Consider the following 18,397-nt stretch of genomic DNA (forward strand, 5'->3'; position numbering starts at 1 on the left):
GGGGCATGCGTAGATTAGCGGCCCTGACCCTGGCCGCAGCCCTGCTGCACGTCCCCGCCACCGCGGCCCCCTCCACCGCAGCCGCCGCCACCGCAGCCGCCGCCACCGCAGCCGCCACGACCCCCGCCGCCGCGCCCCCCGCCACCGTCGTTCCCGTCCAGGTCACCGGCCCCGTGGGCAAGAGGTTCAACCTCATCGTCATGGGCGACGGCTACACCGAGGCCGACCAGGCGAAGTTCCGTGCCGACGTGGACCGGCACCTCAACGTCATGTGGTCGATCGAGCCGTTCGCGTCCTACCGCACCTACGTCAACGTCTACCGGATCGACATCGTCTCCGGCGAGTCCGGCGTGAGCTGCGACCCCGGCCTGGACGCCCCGCGCCGCGCCACCCCCCTGAGCATGGGCTTCTGGGGCGGCTGCAACCCGGCGAGCGTCCAGCGCCTGATCACCATGGACAACGCCGCCGCCACCCGCTACGCCGACCTGGTGACCGGCACGACCCCCGGCAACCGGCAGATCCTCGCCCTGGCCAACAGCGGCACCTACGGCGGCGCGGGCGGCTCGTACGCCACCGCCTCCGGCAGCAACAGCATGTCGGCCCTGATCAGCCCGCACGAGCTGGGCCACTCGCTGGGCGGCCTGCAGGACGAGTACGACTACTACCAGCGCGGCGTCCCCGGCGGCGCCTACACCGGCCCCGAGCCGGCCAGCGCCCACCACACCCTGCTCACCGAGCGGCAGCTGCGCGAGCAGCGCAAGAAGTGGTGGCGCTGGCTGGGCGAGCCGAGCGAGTCCGGCGGCCCGATCGGCCGCTACGAGGGCGGCCTGTACGCCACGACCGGCGTGTGGCGGCCGAGCGCGCACTCGATGATGAAGACCCTCGGCTACGCCTTCGACCAGGTCGCCCGCGAGGTGATGACGCAGCGCATCACGGCCAGGACCGCCGTGGTCCAGGACGCCGCGCCCGCCGCCGCGCCCGTCGGCGCCGACCGCGTCCTGTGGGTGGAGCCGATGCACCCCGCCAGGCACTCGCTCACGACGGCCTGGAGCGTGGACGGCCGCGCCCTGCCCGGCGACCGGGACGCCCTCGACCTGCGCGACCTCGGTCTCGCGCCGGGCACGCACACGGTCACCGCCACCGTGACCGACCCGACCGGCTTCGTCCGCGACCCGGAGATCAGGGCCGCCCTCACCGCCACGCGCACCTGGACGGTGGACACCGCGCTCACCACCCCGTCCGACGGGACCGAGCCGGCGATCGTCTCCGCCACGCCCACCGACCGGCCGCTCGGCCACGCCGCCGTCGTCCACGTCGAGACCACCCACCCGGCCGCCGCGATCCCGCGCGTCTCCTGGGCGCTCGACGGCGGGCCGGTGCCGGGCACGACCGAGCTGGACCTGGGCGCGCTCGGCCTCGCGCCCGGCGCGCACACGGTCACGGCCGCGCTCGCCGGGCGCACGCTGACCTGGGAGGTGGACGCCGAGCCGCCGGTCACCGCGTACGAGCTGTCGCGGCCCCTGGCCCGCGCCGGCGACACCTACGTCTACAACGGCCCCTTCACCATGCGGCTCACCGGCGACGACGACCGCGCCGGCCACGTCGTCTCGCAGTCGCGGGTGGACGGCGACGGCTGGTTCGACTACTTCGGCTGGCCCACCTCCTCCGAGCTGCCGTGGACCTTCTCCGAGCAGGGCACCGTCATCGACTCCCTCGTCTACGGCAGGCTGCCGCGCGGCCGCCACACGGTCGAGTACCGCTCGATCGACGCCGCCGGCAACACGGGCGCGGCCGGGAGCTTCACGGTCACCACGATCGCGCCGCCGCCCGCCTGCACCCGCACGGTCACCGGCGAGCACCGCGGCCCGCTCGTCGTCGCCGACGGCGTCACCTGCCTCGACGGCGCCCGGGTCACCGGCCCCGTCACCGTACGCGAGGGCGCCTCGCTGGTGGCCACCGGCGGCCGGGTCACCGGCGCGCTGGCCGCCGCCCGCCCGGCCGCCGTGCACCTGCTCGGCACCCGCGTCCAGGGCGCGCTGACCGTCTCCGGCGCGGGGGAGCTGGTGGTCGTCGGCGCCGACGTGCGCGGCGCCGCGCTGCTGACCGGCAACGCCGCGCCGGTGCTGTCCGGCACCGCCGTCAGGGGCGCGCTCGCCTGCTCGGGCAACAGCGCGGCCCCGGCCGACCTGGGCGTGCCGAACGACCTGGCCGGCGCCGGGTCCGGCCAGTGCGCGCCGCTATCCCACGGTGTCCAGGGGAGAGGTGCCCAGGGGAGAGGTGCCCAGGGGAGAGCGGACGTCCGGGGCGGAGCGTACGAGGCGGTCCAGAACCTGCGCCAGTGAGGCGAAGGCCGCGTCGCGGAGCCCGGCGTACTCCTCCTCGGGGTACTGCCGGGGTCCGTTCTCCACCAGCAGGATCAGCGACAGGTAGGCCCGGTAGAGGTCGAGCCGGGTCAGCGCGGACGGCGTGAGCTCCAGCGGCGTCACCTCGCGGTAGCCCGCCAGCAGCGGGTCGTCCTCGCGCAGCTCGTCGAAGATCGTCGGCGTGACGAACTCGGCGATCGGGTCGCCCCAGAACGCCCGCTCGTGGTCGATGAGCGCCTGGATCCGCGGCGTGCCGCGCAGGTCCAGGAAGACGTTGCCCACCCACACGTCGAAGTGGACCAGGTGGGGCGTGGTCACCTCGTCGAGCACGGGCGCGGCGGCCTCGAACACCGCCAGCACCTCGCCGGCCGGGCGCGGCAGCGGCGTCGGGTAGCGCTCGGTGTCGCCCACCAGCGCCCGCACCATCGCCAGGAACGCCTCCCGCCAGGTCGCGCCGGTGATGCCGGCGTGCGGGTAGCCGAACACCTCGCCGGTCACCCCGTTGAACCTGGCCAGGTGGCGGCCCAGCTCGCGGCGCAGCTCGGCGCCGTGCAGCGGCTCCACCGCGTCCTTGACGGCGTTCCAGGACACCCCGTCGAGGGCGGCCAGCATGAGGTAGTCGCCGCCCAGCACCGGGTCGTCGAACCCGGCGTGCAGCAGCTCCGCCACCGGCACGCCGGCCGCGCCCGCCAGCGCGATGGCCGTCGCCTCCATGCGCAGCAGGTCGCGCTCGTAGCTGAGCTGATCCAGCTCGGGCGGCGGCGCCAGCTTCAGCACCGTCTCGCGCCCGTCGTCCAGGGTCAGCCGCCACACGGCGTTGGCGAAGCCGTCGGTCAGCTCGGTGGCGGACCGCACGCCCGTGCCGAGGGCCCGCCGGGCCAGGGCGTCGAGCTCGGCGGCCGATAAGCGGCGCTTGGTCCTGCTGTCCACAAGGGCTCCCTCACATGGCCGGGGTCAGGCCGACTCCCGCCGGACGAGATGGGTGTCGAGGATCACGACGGGCTGGCGCAGCTCCTCGCCGTTGATGCGGGCCACCAGGAGCTGGGCCATCTGCCGGCCCATGGCCTCGGTCGGCTGGTGGACGGTGGTCAGCGGCGGGTCGGCGTGCAGCGCGGCCTTGGAGTCGTCGAACCCGATCACCGCGACGTCCTGCGGGATCCGGCGGCCCTCCGCCTTGAGCACGCGCATCGCGCCGAGCGCCATCGGGTCGGAGGCCGCGAAGACCGCGTCGAGGTCGGGATGGCGCGCCAGCAGTTCGACCATCGCCGCCGAGCCGCTCTGCTCGGAGAAGTCGCCGAAGGCGACCAGCTCCGACAGGCCCGAGGGCAGCAGCGCGTCGCGGTAGCCGGCCAGACGGTCGACGCCCACGCCCATGTCCTGGGGGCCGGCGATGGCCGCGATCGCGCCGCGGCCGAGGCCCAGCAGGTGCTTGACCGCCTGCCGGGCCCCGGCCCTGTTGTCCATGTCCACGTAGCTGTACGGATCGAGGCCGACGGGGCGGCCGCCGAGCACGGTCGGCACGCCCATCGCCTCCAGCCGCTCCGGCAGCGGGTCGGCGCCGTGCAGCGACAGCAGCAGCACGCCGTCGACGTGCTGCCCCGTCAGGTAGTGCTCCAGCCGCGCGTGCTCCTCCGGGGTGCGCGCCATCGCCAGGATGAGCTGCAGCCCCGTCTCGGCCAGCGCCGAGCCGATGCCGCGGATGGTGCCGGCGAAGTACGGCTCGTCGAAGACCCGCAGCTGTGACTCCGACACCACCAGCGCCACCGTGTCCGTGCGGCGCGTCACCAGTGCCCGCGCCGCACGGTTGGGGACGTAGCCCAGCTCACGGATGGCCAGCTCGACGGCCTCGCGAGCCTTGGCGCTGACGTTGGGCGAGCCGTTGATGACCCTCGACACCGTGCCCCGGCCTACACCTGCCCGGGCCGCGACGGCCTCAAGAGTCGGTCGGTTCATGGGTCCTATTCTGCCGGATGATCTCCGAATACCAGAGCGCACTGTCCTTGAGCAGCCGCTCCTGGGTGTCGAAGTCCACATGGACCAGGCCGAACCGCTTGCCGTAGCCCCACGCCCACTCGAAGTTGTCCATCAGCGACCAGGCGAAATACCCCTCCAGGGGCACACCGGCGTCGATGGCCTCCCGGCACGCGCCGAGGTGCGCCTCCACGTACGCCTGCCGCTGCGGGTCGTGCACGCGGCCGTCCTCGATGACGTCGTCGAACGCGGCGCCGTTCTCGGAGACCACCATCGCGACCGGCGGGTAGTCCCGCGCCACCCGGGTGAGGACCTCCACCAGGCCGCCCTCGTCGATCTCCCAGTCCATCGCCGTCGTCGGGCGGCCCCCGTTGACGAACGACACGTGCTCGCTGCCGACCCACGGAGAACCCGCGTCCGTGGGGGCCGCCGCCGCCGACTTCTTGCCGCCTGGTGCTCCCGAGACCGTGAAGCGGCTGTAGTAGTTGACGAGCAGCACGTCGATGGGCGCGTTGATGGTCTCCATGTCGCCCGGCTTGATGAAGTCGATCTCGCCGGGCACGTCGTTGAGCACGTCTTCCGGGTAGCGGCCGAGCAGCAGCGCGTCCAGGAAGAAACGGTTCTGCAGGCCGTCGATGCGCCGGGCGGCGTCCAGGTCCTCGGGGCTGCCGGTCGCCGGGCTGACCGCGTACAGGTTGACGCAGCCGCCGACCCGGCGCGCGCCCATCGCCTGCACGGCCAGGCCGTGGGCCAGGTTGAGGTGGTGCGCGCCCCTGATCGCGTTCTCCGGCTCGCGCCTGCCGGGGGCGTGCTCCCCGGAGGCGTAACCCAGGAACGCGGCGCACCATGGCTCGTTGACCGTGCTGAAGGTGTGGATGTGGTCCTTCAGTGCCGCGTGGACGGTCGCCGCGTACTCGGCGAAGCAGTAGGCGATGTCCCGGTTCGGCCAGCCGCCCTTGTCCTCCAGCTCCTGCGGCAGGTCCCAGTGGTAGAGGGTCAGCCACGGGTCGATGCCGTGCCCGCGCAGCTCGTCGGCCAGGCGCTTGTAGAAGTCCAGGCCCTTCTGGTTGACCTTGCCCGAGCCGGTCGGCTGGATGCGCGGCCAGGACACGGAGAACCGGTAGGCGGTCAGGCCCAGGTCCGCCATGATCGCGACGTCCTCGCGGAAGCGGTGGTAGTGGTCGGTGGCCACGTCCGCGTTGTGCCCGTTGAGGATCCGGCCCGGCGTCCTGGCGAAGGTGTCCCAGATCGAGGTGCCCCGCCCGTCCTCCGCGACGGCTCCCTCGATCTGGTACGCCGAGGTCGCCGCGCCGAATGTGAAGCCCGTGGGGAAGCGTAGCCCGGAACGCGTCTGTTCCTCTTGTGTCGTCACGCCTTGACCGCACCTTCCATGAGTCCGCCCACGATCTGACGGCCGAATGCGATGAATACTGCGACTAGCGGGATGATGGACAGCGCCGTGCCCGCGAAGATCAACGTGTAGTTCGTGGAGAACCTGGCGTTGAGCGAGGTGATCGCGATCTGCACGGTCGGGTTGTCCGGGGTGAGCACGATCAGCGGCCACATGAAGTCGTTCCACATGAGCATGAACGTGTTGATGCCGAGCACCGCCATGCCGGGACGCACCGCCGGCAGCACGACGTTCCACCAGATGCGCAGCGTCGCGGCGCCGTCCACCCGGGCCGCCTCGACCAGCTCCATCGGCACGGCCTGGCGCGTGTACTGCGTCATGAGGAACACACCGAACCCGTTGAGCAGGTACGGAAGGATGACCGCCTTGAGCGTGCCGGTCCACTCCAGGCTCACCATGAGCCGGTAGAGCGGCACCACGCCCATCTGCTGCAGCGGCACGGCCATCGTCAGCAGCACCAGCACCAGCAGCGCGTTGCGCCCCTTGAACTGCAGGTTCGCGAACGAGAAGCCGGCCAGCGTGGAGATGATGACGACCGAGACCGTCACGGTGGCCGCGACGATGAACGAGTTCGTCAGGCCCAGCAGGAACTTGGCGTCCTCGTTGTTGAGCACCGCGATGATGTTGTCGCCCAGGTTGCCGCCCGGCAGGAACGGCGGGGGCACCGACACCGCGTCGGCGTTCGTGCGCGAGGCGATCACCAGCATCCAGTACAGCGGGAACGCCGACAGGAGCACCGCCAGCGCCAGCATGACGCGCGTGAAGACGGTCGGAGACCAGTTGGTCATTTCGTGCCTCCGATCCTGCGCACGAACAGGAAGTTGATCGCGGCACCGATGAGGATGAGCAGGAACAGCAGCCAGGCGGCCGCGGCGGCGTAGCCGTAGTCGAACTCGCGGAAGCCCTGCTTGACGATGAACATCGCCACCGTCTGGAACTGGCCCTGCGAGCCGCCGTCCACGTTGCCGTTGTAGAAGGTGGTCGGCTCGGAGAACAGCGTCAGGCCGCCGATCGTGGAGTTGAGCACCACGAAGATCAGGGTCGGGCGCAGCATCGGCAGCGTGATCTGCCAGAACTGGCGCCGGCGCGAGGCGCCGTCGATCGCGGCGGCCTCGTACAGGTCGCGGGGGATCGTCTGCATGCCGGCCAGGAAGATGATCGCGTTGTAGCCGGTCCAGCGCCAGTCGACCATGGTGGCGATGGCGATCCAGGACGGGATGCGCTCGGCCCGCCAGTTGAAGGCGTCGATGCCGAACCAGCTCAGGATCCAGTTGACCAGGCCCCAGTCGCGGGCGAAGAGCTGCGTGAACACGACGGCCACGGCGACCACCGAGGTCACCAGCGGCAGCAGCACGCTCATGCGGATCGCCAGGCGGAACTTGAAGCGCTTGTTGAGCGCGTTGGCCAGGAACAGCGCCAGCAACATCTGCGGCACGGTGGCCAGGACGAAGATGCCGACCGTGTTGATCACGGCCCGCCAGAAGTCCTCGTCGCCCAGCAGGGCGGTGTAGTTGCCCAGCCCGGCCCACTCGGTGGTGCCGGCCAGGTCGTAGTCGTAGAGCGAGTAGTAGAGCGTGAAGGCCAGCGGGAAGAGCCCGAAGGCGGCGAACAGCAGGAAGTACGGGGACACCAGTGCGTACGGCATCGCCTTGACGTCGAATCGCGAGCGCCAGCGGCGGCCGGGCGGGCGGGAGCGGCGATGGTTGCTCCGTGCCGCCCGCGGGAGGGTGTCGAGACTCATAACAGACCTTTCGGCGGCAACATGCCCGGCCCGCTGTCGGCGGGCCGGGCGGGAGGATCAGCCCGCGGCCTTGACCGCGTCGTCGACCAGCTGCTGCCAGGCCTTGTCATAGGCGACCGAGCCGTCGTCCATGCCCTGGATGACCGACTCCACGGCGTTCTTGACCTGGGCGTGCTTCACGCCGAGGAAGACCGGCTGGAGGGAGGAGGCGGACTTGGCGAAGATCTCACCGATCGGGGCGTCGTTGAAGAACGCGTTCTTCGCGCCCTGGACGGCCGGGTCCTGCTGAGCCTTGGTGTTGCTCGGCATGTTGCCGAAGTCGGTGAAGATGCTGGCCTCGGTCTGCGCCTGGGTCAGGTAGTCGGCGACCTGGGCCGCTTCCTTCGGGTGCTTGGACTGCTTGGGCACGGCCACCCACGAGCCGCCCCAGTTGCCGCCGCCGCCGGGCACGGAGGCGACGTCCCACTTGCCCTTGGCGTCGTCGCCGGCGTTGCCGCTGACCACGCCGAGCATCCAGGACGGGCAGCCGACCGTGGCGAACGCGCCCTTCTGGGTGCCCGCCGCCCACTCGTCGGTGAAGTTGCGCAGCTTGGCGGTCAGGCCCTGCTGGCTCATCTTGGAGGCGAAGTCGAAGGCGTTCTTCACCGCCGGGTTCTTGTCGACGATGAGGTTGTTCTGCTGGTCGAAGTAGGTGACGTTGCCGTTCTTGGCGGCCTCCTGGTAGAGGTACACCTGGTACAGCGTGTTGGTGCCGTCAGCCCACTTGGTGTCCTTGACCTTCGACTGGAACTGCTGGCCCACCTTCATGAACTCGTCCCACGTCGGCCACAGGGCGCTGACCTTGTCGCGCTCGCTCGGCAGCCCGGCCTTCTTGAACAGGTCGGCGCGGTAGCACAGGCTCATGCCACCGATGTCGGTGCCGAGGCCGAACAGCTTGCCGTCGGCGGTGACGCCGTTCTCCCACTTCCAGGCGGGGAAGTCGGCCTTGCGCGAGTCCAGGCCGTACTCCTTGAGGTCCGCCCACCACTCGGGGTGCGCCTTGGCCAGGCCCATGCCGCCCTCGTCGATGCCGACCACGTCACCCGCGCCCGTCCCGGACGTGAGCCACTGGATCATCTGCGGCCAGTACTGCTGCTCGAACTGGTCCGTCAGGTGCTCCTCCTTGATCTGGATGTCCTTGTGCTCGGCGTTCCACTTGGCGATGGCGTTCTTGTAACCGAAGTTGGTGCCACCGCCGAACGTCTGCACGCGGATGGTGACGGGCGCGGCGGCCCCGGAGGAGGCGGGAGCGCCGGACTGCGAAGTGCCGCCTCCTGAGCTGCAGGACGCGACGGTCAGCGCCGCCGCGGCGAGCACCGAGGCCGCGGCCAGACCACCGCGACGCTTGCTGATCATCATGGGGAACCCCTTCTCGGGTGAATGTTGGGGGAGTGCACCGCGGCACGCGCTCCGCCGCGGTGGGAGACTTTGGGAGCGCTCCCACAAAGGGTGCACTTGCCTGCTCTGCACGTCAATCCACCGAAACGCAACCGTTACCAATGGTGCGATTTGTAACCGTGAAAAGGGATTCCGAGGGAGGTATCACGCAAAAGGCGGATTGGGAGCGCTCCCATCACAACAGACACGTTTTGTGTCGCATGAAGGGCATGTCGCCCGCACGCAGGGCTCTTACCGCGAGAAAGGACGGTTCCAACCAGGCCGCAAGACGATCCAAGTGAGATGCAGCCGCGCGGTGGTGGACTCGGGCCGTTCCGACCGAGAGGGGTGATCGATACCGCGACGCCTCGCACGAGCGGACGCGGCGCCGCCGCCCGGGGTCCTGAGGGCGGGCCGGTGACCGCCGCCGCTTGAGACCGCTCACACGGGAACGCCCGGCCCGGCTGGATCACGGAGCCGGGCGTTCCGCGGCCGCGGGGCCTTCCTTTCCCGTCCTAGTTCCCTTCAAAACCAGTAGGGAATGTTGACTTACGGCCGCGGGCGGCCTACCGTCATGGGTATGAGCCAGGGACTCCTCCTGACCAGGCGCCCCCACGTGGACTTCGGCCACGTCACCAGCGCCCAGTGTCGCTGATCACGGACCTCGTCGCCTCCCTCCACCCTCGTGCTCCCGCGTGGCCGACGCCGCCCACGCCACCGCCGACCCCATTCCCGCGCCCCGCCGTCCCGGGGCGTCGCGCGAGCCTGTCTCCACCCGTGAGGAACCTTCTCGTGATCAACCCTTCAGCCATGTCCCGCACGTCCAGGAGCGGGGCGCACGCATGACCGACACGCTGCCCCACTCCCTGCCGGACACCCTGCCCGAGGATCTGCCCGACGATCTGCCCGAGGGCCTGCCCGACGCCCTGCCGGAGCCCGAGGGCCTGCCGGGCCGCTCCGTCACCGCCGCCGACTTCCGGCAGGCGCTCGCCGTGCACGCCAGCGGCGTCGTCGTGATCACCGCGCAGCACGCCGGCGCCCCCGTCGGCCTGACCGCCACCTCCTTCTCCTCCGTCAGCCTCGAACCGCCGCTCGTCTCCTTCTACGTCGACCGCGCCTCCACCACCTGGCCCCGGCTCGGCGCCGCCGACCACTTCGCGGTCAACATCCTGGCCAGCGACCAGGCCGAGCTGGCCGCCCGCTTCGCCAGCAAGGGCATCGACCGCTTCGCCGAGCCCACCCGCTGGCGCGCCGGCCCGCTGGGCGCGCCGCTGCTGCAGGACGTCACGGCCCACTTGATCTGCCTGCCGTACGAGACCGCCGACGTCGGCGACCACAAGCTGGTCGTGGGCCTGGTCGCCGAGGCCCGCGTGCACGGCCCCGGCCGCCCCCTGCTGTACCACCAGGGCCGCTTCGGCCGCTTCCTGGCCCACCCCGAATCCTGACCTGGAGCCACGAGTGACGACCATCACCACGCAGCCGGGCACCATCACGCAGCCCGGCTACGCCACCCCGGTGGACCACGTCGCCTACGGCCACTACGGCCCGGGCCGCCTGCACCTGTCCCCGGACTGGAGCCGCCCGCTCTACCCCTTCCAGGGCCGCGTCACCGCCGACGGCTCCAGCGGCTTCCGCGCCGAGCCCGGCCGCTACCACCTCTACGTCGCCTGGGTCTGCCCGTACGCCCACCGCGCCGCCATCGTCCGCAAGCTCAAGGGCCTGGAGGACGTGGTCTCCCTGTCGTACGTGGACGACGAGCGCGACGGCCGCGGCTGGGCGTTCAGGCAGCGCCGCGGCGCCGACCCGGTCAACGGCTTCACCCTGCTCGAACAGGCCTACGACGCCACCGAGAAGGGCTACGGCGGCCACATCTCGGTCCCCGTCCTGTGGGACCGGCACACCGGCGGCATCGTCAGCAACAACTTCCCCGACATCACGCTCGACCTGGCCACCCAGTTCGAGCGGTGGGCCGACACCTCGATCGACCTGTACCCGGACGCGCTCCGCCCCGAGATCAACAAGCTCAACGGCTGGATCTACCACGACGTCAACACCGGCGTCACCCGGGTGGCCCGCGCCGCCACCGACGGCGAGCGCGAGACCGAGCGGCACCGCGTGGTGTCCACCCTGGAACAGCTGGACGAGCGCCTGTCCGAGCAGCGCTTCCTCACCGGCGACACGATCACCGAGGCCGACGTGCGGCTGTGGGTGACGCTGGCCAGGTTCGACGCCGAGTACAACCGCGACCACCTGGTCAGCGAGCGCGAGCTGAGCGACTTCGAGCACCTGTGGCCCTACGCCCGCGACCTCTACCAGCGCCCGGCCTTCCGCGAGACGACCGAGGGGCTGCCCGCCTCCTGGGACCGGCCGCACGGGCGGGGCGCATGACCCGCAAGCGCGTCCACCTGGCGGCCCACTTCCCCGGCGTCAACAACACCACCGTCTGGGCCGACCCCCGCTCCGGCAGCCAGATCGACTTCGCCTCGTTCGTCCACCTCGCGCGCACGGCCGAGCGCGGCGCCTTCGACTTCTTCTTCCTGGCCGAGGGGCTGCGGTTGCGCGAGCTGAAGGGCCGCATCCACGACCTCGACGTCGTGGGCCGGCCCGAGTCGCTGACCGTGCTCAGCGCGCTGGCCGCCGTGACCGACCGGCTCGGCCTGGCCGGCACGGTCAACGCGACCTTCAACGAGCCGTACGAGCTGGCCCGCCGCCTGTCCACGCTGGACCACCTGAGCGGCGGCCGGGCCGCCTGGAACGTGGTCACCACCTCCGACGCCTTCACCGGCGAAAACTTCCGCCGCGGCGGATTCCTCGACCGCGCCGACCGCTACGAGCGGGCGGCCGAGTTCGTGCGCCTGGCCCGCCGCCTGTGGGACTCCTGGGAGCCGGACGCGGTCGCCGCCGACCGGGAGTCCGGCACGTTCGTCCGGCCGGGCGCGATCGGCGAGGTCCAGCACCAGGGCCCGCACTTCTCCGTGCGCGGCCGGTTCACCCTGCCCCGCGCCCCGCAGGGGCACCCGGTGATCATCCAGGCGGGCGACTCGGACGAGGGCCGGGAGTTCGCCGCCGCCGAGGCCGACGTGATCTTCAGCCGGCACGGCGGCCTGGCGGCGGGCAAGGCGTTCTACGCCGACGTCAAGGGCCGCCTGGCCCGGTACGGCAGGAAGCCGCACCAGCTCAAGATCATGCCGGCGGCGACGTACGCGCTGGGCGACACCGAGGAGGAGGCCGCCGAGAACGCCGCCGTCATCCGCCGCCAGCAGGTCGGCCCCCAGACCGCGATCGCCTTCCTGGAGCAGGTGTGGGGCCGCGACATGTCCGCCCACGACCCTGATGGACCGTTCCCCGACGTCGAGCCCGACCTGTCGCACGACCTCTCCCAGGGCCGCGTCGCGATCAAGGACCGGGCCGAGGTCGCCGCCCGCTGGCGGGCGCTGGCCGAGGACAAGAAGCTGACCATCCGCGAGCTGGTGATCGAGGTGACCGGGCGGCAGACGTTCATCGGCACCCCGCAGAGCGTCGCCCGGCAGATCGACGAGCACGTCCAGGCCGACGCCGCCGACGGCTTCATCCTCGTGCCGCACCTGACCCCCGGCGGTCTCGACGACTTCGTGGACCGGGTGGTGCCGCTGCTGCGCGAGCGCGGCGCCGTCCGGACCGGCTACACCGGCGCCACCCTGCGCGACCACCTGGAGCTCGAATGACCCTGCACCTCGCCGTGGCGCTGGACGGCGCGGGCTGGCACCCCGCCGCCTGGCGCGAGTCCCCGGCGGACGTCTTCTCGGCCCCCTACTGGGCCGGGCTGGTGGCCGAGGCCGAGCGCGGCCTGCTCGACCTGGTCACCATCGAGGACGCCCTCGCCCTGCAGTCCACCCTGCCCGACGGCCCCGACGACCGCACCGACCAGGTACGCGGCCGCTTCGACGCGGTGCTGCTGGCCGCCCGCCTGGCCCCGCTCACCCGCGGGATCGGGCTGGTCCCGACCGCCACCACCACCCACACCGAGCCGTTCCACGTCGCGATCGGCATCGCCACCCTCGACCACGTCAGCGGCGGCCGGGCCGGCTGGCGGCCGCGGATCTCCGCCGGCGCGACCGAGGCCCGGCACTTCGGCCGCCGCGAGTTCCCGCCCCTCGACCAGGTGCTGAACCGGCCGGGGGGCGCGGACCTGTCCGCCGACCCGCACGTGCGCGACCTGTTCGCCGAGGCCGGCGACGCCGTGGAGGTGGCCCGCCGGCTGTGGGACAGCTGGGAGGACGACGCCGAGATCCGCGACCTGCCGACCGGCCGCTTCATCGACCGGGACAAGCTGCACTACATCGACTTCGCCGGGCGGTTCTTCTCCGTCAAGGGCCCGTCGATCACCCCGCGCTCCCCGCAGGGGCAGCCGGTGGTGACCGCGCTGGCGCACGCGCGGCTGCCGTACGAGTTCGCCGCCCGCGCCGCCGACGTCGTGTACGTCACCCCGCACTCCGCCGAGCAGGCCCGCGCCATCGTCGAGGAGGTCAGGGGCCTGTCCCCGGACATCAAGATCTTCGCCGACCTGCTGGTGTTCCTGGGCGCGGACGCGGCCCGGCGCAAGGCGCGCCTCGACGAGCTCGACGGGGCCGAGCTCGCCTCCGACGCCGCGATCTTCACCGGCACGCCCGCCGAGCTGGCGGAGGTGCTGCTGGAGTGGCGGCGGGCCGGCGTCCAGGGCTTCCGGCTGCGGCCCGGCGTCCTGCCGTACGACCTGGAGCGGATCGCCCGCGACCTGACCGCCGAGCTGCGCGCCCGCGGCGCCTTCCGGCACGCCTACGAGGCCGCCACCCTGCGCGGCCTGCTCGGCCTGCCCCGCCCCGCCAGCCGGTACGCGGAGGCGGCGCCGTGAAGTTCCTGGCCATCACGCTCATCGTGCACAACGACGACCGCTCGCCCACCGAGCGCTTCCGCGAGGTCGTGGACAACGCGGTGCTGGCCGAGGAGCTCGGCTTCGACGGGTTCGGGGTGGGGGAGCGGCACGAGCGGCCGTTCATCTCCTCCTCGCCGCCGGTCGTGCTCAGCCACATCGCGGCCAGGACGTCCAGGATCCGGCTGTTCACCGCGGTCACCACGCTCAGCCTGCTGGACCCGGTCCGCGCCTACGAGGACTACGCCACGCTCGACCACCTGTCCGGCGGCCGGCTGGAGCTGATCATCGGCAAGGGCAACGGCGCGGCGCAGGCCCAGCTCTTCCACGTCACGCCCGAGGACCAGTGGGAGCGCAACCGCGAGGGCTACGAGTTGTTCCGCCGCCTGTGGCGGGAGGACAAGGTCACCTGGACCGGCCGCTTCCGCCCGCCGCTCACCGAGGCCGAGACCTGGCCGCGCCCGCTCCAGCGGCCGATCAGGATCTGGCACGGCAGCGCCACCAGCAAGGAGTCGGTCGAGCTGGCCGCCCGCCACGGCGACCCGCTGTTCTCGGCCAACGTCACCCACCCCATCGACCCCTACGCCGAGCTGATCGACCACTACCGCGAGCGCTGGGCCTTCCACGGCCACGACCCGGCCGCCGCGCTGGTCGGCGCCGGCACCGCCGGCTACTACGCGGCCCGCACCTCCCAGGAGGCCGTCGCCACCTACCGGCCCGTCTACGACGCCCGGGTGGCCTTCCAGCGCAAGCTGGGCCTGCCGGTGGTCTTCCCCACCCTGGAGGACGCCATCGAGCGCAGCTCCATCCTGGTCGGCAGCCCCCAGCAGATCGTCGACAAGGTGCTGCGCTACCACAAGCGGTTCGGCCACGAGGTCATGCACCTGCACGCCGACGCCGACGGCCTCACCCAGCGGCAGCACCGGGACGCGCTGGAGCTGTTCCAGGCCGAGATCGCGCCCGTGCTGCGCGCGGAGATCCCGAGCAGGCCCTTCCCCGGAGGCACGCCATGACCCTGTCCATCCTCGACCTGGCCCCCATCTCCTCCGGCGGGACCGCCGCCGACGCGCTGCGCAACACCCTCGACCTGGCCCGCCACGCCGAGCGGCTCGGCTACCGCCGCTACTGGCTGGCCGAGCACCACTTCGCGCCCGGCGTGGCCAGCTCCGCCCCCGCCGTGCTCATCGCCCTGGTCGCCGCGGCCACCTCCACCCTGCGCGTCGGCTCCGGCGCCGTGCAGCTCGGCCACCAGACGCCGCTGTCGGTCGTCGAGCAGTTCGGCCTCATCGACGCGCTGCACCCGGGCCGCATCGACCTCGGCATCGGCCGCTCCGGCCAGCGCCGCGCCGAGCTCGCCACGGCCAACCCGGCGCTGGAACGCCGGGACGCCAAGATCGTGGACGGGCTGCTCATCCCGCCGCCGTTCGACTGGTCCCGGCTGGCCAAGCACCCCCACCTCGCCCACTACGCCACCCTGCTGCAACAGCCGGGCGCCCGCACGCCGGACTTCGCCGACCAGATCGACGACGTCCTGGCGTTCCTGGCCGGCACGCACCAGGCGCACGCCGTGCCCGGCGAGGGCGCCGACCTCCAGGTGTGGATCCTCGGCAGCAGCGGCGGGCAGAGCGCCCGCGTCGCGGGGGAGCGCGGCCTGCCGTTCGCGGCCAACTACCACGTCAGCCCCTCCAGCGTGCTGGAGGCCGTCGAGGGCTACCGGGAGGCGTTCAAGCCGTCCGACACGCTGGCCGAGCCGTACGTCGTCGTCTCGGCCGACGTGGTCGTCGCCGAGACCGAGGCCCGCGCCCGCGAGCTGGCCCGCCCGTACGGGCTGTGGGTGCGCAGCATCCGCACCGGGGCCGGCGCGATCCCCTACCCGACGCCGGAGGAGGCCGACGCGCACGTCTGGACCGACGAGGACCGGGCGCTGGTCAAGGACCGCCTCGACACCCAGTTCGTCGGCACGCCCGACCAGGTGGCCGAGGGGCTGCGCGTGCTGCGCCGGGTGACCGGCGCCGACGAGTTGCTGGTCACCACCATCACCCACGACCACGAGGACCGCGTGCGCTCCTACGAGCTGCTCGCCGAGGCATGGGAACGCCCGTGAGACGCCTGATACCCGCCGCCGCCCTGCTGCTCACCCTGACCGCCTGCGGCACCGGGCCCGCCGCCGAGACCACGGCCACCACCACCCTCACCTGGGCCGTCGAGACGCAGCCCATCACCCTCAACCCGCAGCTCTGGGCCCAGAACAAGGCCAGGCTGCTGGTGTTCAACCAGTTCGACGCGCTGCTGTCGCGGGGCGCGGACGGCTCGTTCCAGCCGTGGCTGGCCAAGGCGTGGCGGGTGTCGGCGGACGGCAGGACGTACACGCTGGACCTGCGCGAGGACGTCACCTTCCACGACGGGACGACGTTCGACGCCGCCGCCGTCAAGGCCAACCTCGACCAGTTCCAGGTGCCCGGCTACAACCCGTCCGTGGCGGCGATCCAGCTGCACGCCTTCGACAAGGCCGAGGTGACCGGGCCGTACCAGGTGACGATCACGCTCAAGGAGCCGGACGCGCTGTTCCCCGACTTCCTCGCCTCGCCCTACTCCGGGCAGATCTCGCCGAAGTCGCTGAAGAACGCCAAGGACCTCAAGTTCGGCGGCCCCGACCTGGCCGGCACCGGGCCGTTCATCCTGGAGCGGTACGTGCAGGGCCAGGAGATCCGCTACCGCCGCAACCCCGCCTACAACTGGCCGCCCGCCGGAGCCGCCCACCAGGGCCCCGCCCACCTGACCGAGCTGACCTACCGGTTCCTGCCCGAGGCCGCCGTCCGGGTCGGCGCGCTCACCTCCGGCCAGGTGCAGGTCATCGAGGGCGTCCCCGCCACCGAGGTCGAGCTGATCAAGAAGGACCCCGAGCTGGCGCTCACGACCTCGCTCAACTCCGGCACCGCCTACTCCTACTACTTCAACACCTCCCACCCGCCCTTCGACGACCGCCGCGTGCGCGAGGCGTTCCGCGAGGCCGTGGACGTGGACGCCGTGCTCAAGGCGGTCTACCAGGGCACCGCCACCCGGGCCTGGAGCATCGTCGGCCAGAAGAGCCCCTTCTACGACGCCTCGCTGGAACGCTCCTTCGGCGGCGACGCGGCCAAGGCCAACGCCCTGCTCGACGCGGCCGGCTGGACGGGCCGCGACGCCGAGGGCTACCGCACCAAGGACGGCAAGCGGCTCACCGTGCGCGAGGTCGCCTCCGCGGCGTTCGTGCGCGACCGCCGCGACATCCTCTCCCAGGCCGTCCAGGCCCAGGTCAAGCAGCGGGCCGGCATCGACTTCCAGGTCAGGATGGTCGACCAGGGCACGGCGGAGAAGGCGTTCGACGACGACGCCTACGAGTTGTTCGGCAACTCGCGGGGCGACTCCGACGCCGGCGCCGCGCTCAACCTCATCCTGCCGGCCAAGGCCGCCATCAACCGCACCCGTTTCTCCGACCCGCGGGTGGACAAGTGGCTGGCCGCCGCCTCGGCCACCTCCGACCAGGCCGAGCGCAAGAAGCTCTACACCAAGGTGCAGCAGGCCGCGGTGCGGGAGAACGCCGTCGTCTTCCCGATCTACGTGCCCGCCGACCAGATCGCCGCCCGCAGGAGCGTGCAGGGCCTCGGCTTCGACCCGGCCTCCGGCACCCCGGCGAGCGCCTACGACGTGCGGATCGGCACATGATCAAACGGCTGGCCACCGGGGCCGGCGTGTTGTGGGCGGCGGCCACGGCCGCGTACCTGGCGCTGCTGCTGGCCCCCGGCGACACCGTGGACATCCTGGTCGGCGAGGGGCCCGACACGCCCGAGATCCGGGCCGGGATCATCGCCGAGTGGGGGCTCGACCGGCCCGCGCCCGTCCAGTACCTGTCCTACCTGTGGCGGCTGCTGCACGGCGACCTCGGCCGCTCCTACCAGCTCCAGCGCGGCGTCGGCGAGATCCTGGCCACCCAGGTCGGGCCGACCGCGCAGCTCACGCTCGCCGCGGCCGGGACCGGGGTGCTGCTGGCCGGGGCCATCGCGGTCGTCACGGCGGGCCGGGGCCGGTGGTGGCGCGGCGTGGCGGCGGCGGCCGAGCTGGTGTCGGTGTCGGTGCCGCCGTTCCTCATCGGGATCGTGCTGCTGTCGGTGTTCTCGTTCACGCTCGGCTGGTTCCCCGTCTCGGGGGCCGAGGGGGCGCGGGCGCTGGTGCTGCCCGCGCTCGCCCTCGGGCTGCCGCTGGCGGGCGTGCTCGGGCAGGTGCTGCGCGGCGGGCTGGAACGGGCGCTGGAGCAGCCGTTCGCCGTGACGGCGCGGGCGCGCGGGCTCACCGAGCGGGCGCTGGTCGTCCGGCACGCGCTGCGGCACGCGCTCATCCCTGCCGTGACGCTGGCGGGCTGGTTCACCGGGACGCTGCTGGGCGGCGCGGTGATCACCGAGGTGCTGTTCGGGCGGCCCGGGCTCGGCCAGGTGGCCATGCAGGCGGTCACCGGGCGCGACCTGCCGGTGGTGATGGCCGTCGTGCTGCTGTCGGCCGTCGTGTACGTCACCATCAGCACCCTGCTCGATCTCGCCTACCGGGTCATCGACCCGCGGATCAGGGGGTGA

At 72.2% G+C, this 18,397-nt stretch carries 15 protein-coding genes; 9 read left to right on the top strand and 6 right to left on the bottom strand.

The window, feature by feature from the left end; all coding sequences use genetic code 11:
* Window positions 1–5: 5 nt before the first annotated feature.
* Window positions 6–2,342 carry a M64 family metallopeptidase gene (locus AB0H75_RS47470; RefSeq protein ID WP_367808157.1) on the top strand — a complete coding sequence of 779 codons (2,337 nt, stop codon included), beginning with the start codon at window positions 6–8 and terminating at the stop codon, window positions 2,340–2,342.
* On the opposite strand, the gene AB0H75_RS47475 is transcribed toward AB0H75_RS47470, so the two are convergent.
* The 6 genes from AB0H75_RS47475 to AB0H75_RS47500 are packed head-to-tail and all read right to left on the bottom strand — an operon-like array spanning window position 2,238 to window position 8,884.
* On the bottom strand, window positions 2,238–3,293 hold the full coding sequence (locus AB0H75_RS47475; RefSeq protein WP_367808159.1) for a phosphotransferase family protein: 1,056 nt from the start codon (window positions 3,291–3,293) through the stop codon (window positions 2,238–2,240). The two genes, AB0H75_RS47470 and AB0H75_RS47475, sit on opposite strands and share 105 nt — an antisense overlap.
* Window positions 3,294–3,317: 24 nt before the next feature.
* Entirely contained in the window at window positions 3,318–4,316 is a 999-nt protein-coding gene (locus tag AB0H75_RS47480) for a LacI family DNA-binding transcriptional regulator (protein ID WP_367808161.1), read from the bottom strand.
* Entirely contained in the window at window positions 4,297–5,706 is a 1,410-nt protein-coding gene (locus AB0H75_RS47485) for a GH1 family beta-glucosidase (protein ID WP_367808163.1), read from the bottom strand. The genes AB0H75_RS47480 and AB0H75_RS47485 overlap by 20 nt, the downstream gene beginning before the upstream one ends.
* Window positions 5,703–6,533, bottom strand: a complete 831-nt coding sequence (locus AB0H75_RS47490) for a carbohydrate ABC transporter permease (RefSeq protein ID WP_367808165.1) — start codon at window positions 6,531–6,533, stop codon at window positions 5,703–5,705. The genes AB0H75_RS47485 and AB0H75_RS47490 overlap by 4 nt, the downstream gene beginning before the upstream one ends.
* Window positions 6,530–7,486 carry a carbohydrate ABC transporter permease gene (locus tag AB0H75_RS47495; RefSeq protein WP_367808167.1) on the bottom strand — a complete coding sequence of 319 codons (957 nt, stop codon included), beginning with the start codon at window positions 7,484–7,486 and terminating at the stop codon, window positions 6,530–6,532. The genes AB0H75_RS47490 and AB0H75_RS47495 overlap by 4 nt, the downstream gene beginning before the upstream one ends.
* Before the next feature lie 57 nt (window positions 7,487–7,543).
* Window positions 7,544–8,884, bottom strand: a complete 1,341-nt coding sequence (locus tag AB0H75_RS47500) for an extracellular solute-binding protein (RefSeq protein WP_367808169.1) — start codon at window positions 8,882–8,884, stop codon at window positions 7,544–7,546.
* A gap of 860 nt (window positions 8,885–9,744) precedes the next feature.
* On the opposite strand from AB0H75_RS47500, the gene AB0H75_RS47505 reads away from it, so the two are divergent.
* Genes AB0H75_RS47505 through AB0H75_RS47540 form a run of 8 tightly spaced genes read left to right on the top strand, consistent with a single transcriptional unit; the run spans window position 9,745 to window position 18,397 of the window.
* Window positions 9,745–10,347, top strand: coding sequence for a flavin reductase family protein (locus tag AB0H75_RS47505; protein WP_367808171.1), 603 nt, complete (start codon window positions 9,745–9,747; stop codon window positions 10,345–10,347).
* Window positions 10,348–10,360: 13 nt separating this feature from the next.
* Window positions 10,361–11,290, top strand: a complete 930-nt coding sequence (locus AB0H75_RS47510) for a glutathione S-transferase C-terminal domain-containing protein (RefSeq protein ID WP_367808173.1) — start codon at window positions 10,361–10,363, stop codon at window positions 11,288–11,290.
* A complete protein-coding gene (locus AB0H75_RS47515) occupies window positions 11,287–12,606 on the top strand; it encodes an NtaA/DmoA family FMN-dependent monooxygenase (RefSeq protein ID WP_367808175.1) in 1,320 nt (439 codons plus the stop codon). Before AB0H75_RS47510 ends, AB0H75_RS47515 begins: the two co-directional genes overlap by 4 nt.
* A complete protein-coding gene (locus AB0H75_RS47520) occupies window positions 12,603–13,772 on the top strand; it encodes an LLM class flavin-dependent oxidoreductase (protein WP_367808177.1) in 1,170 nt (389 codons plus the stop codon). Before AB0H75_RS47515 ends, AB0H75_RS47520 begins: the two co-directional genes overlap by 4 nt.
* Entirely contained in the window at window positions 13,769–14,803 is a 1,035-nt protein-coding gene (locus AB0H75_RS47525; RefSeq protein WP_367808179.1) for an LLM class flavin-dependent oxidoreductase, read from the top strand. Before AB0H75_RS47520 ends, AB0H75_RS47525 begins: the two co-directional genes overlap by 4 nt.
* Window positions 14,800–15,894: an MsnO8 family LLM class oxidoreductase gene (locus tag AB0H75_RS47530; RefSeq protein ID WP_367808181.1), complete on the top strand. Its 1,095-nt coding sequence runs from the start codon at window positions 14,800–14,802 to the stop codon at window positions 15,892–15,894. Before AB0H75_RS47525 ends, AB0H75_RS47530 begins: the two co-directional genes overlap by 4 nt.
* Window positions 15,891–17,495, top strand: a complete 1,605-nt coding sequence (locus AB0H75_RS47535; protein WP_367808183.1) for an ABC transporter substrate-binding protein — start codon at window positions 15,891–15,893, stop codon at window positions 17,493–17,495. The genes AB0H75_RS47530 and AB0H75_RS47535 overlap by 4 nt, the downstream gene beginning before the upstream one ends.
* A complete protein-coding gene (locus tag AB0H75_RS47540) occupies window positions 17,492–18,397 on the top strand; it encodes an ABC transporter permease (protein ID WP_367808185.1) in 906 nt (301 codons plus the stop codon). Before AB0H75_RS47535 ends, AB0H75_RS47540 begins: the two co-directional genes overlap by 4 nt.

Origin of the sequence: Nonomuraea sp. NPDC050783 (assembly GCF_040802095.1) — a bacterium.
Lineage (GTDB): Bacteria > Actinomycetota > Actinomycetes > Streptosporangiales > Streptosporangiaceae > Nonomuraea.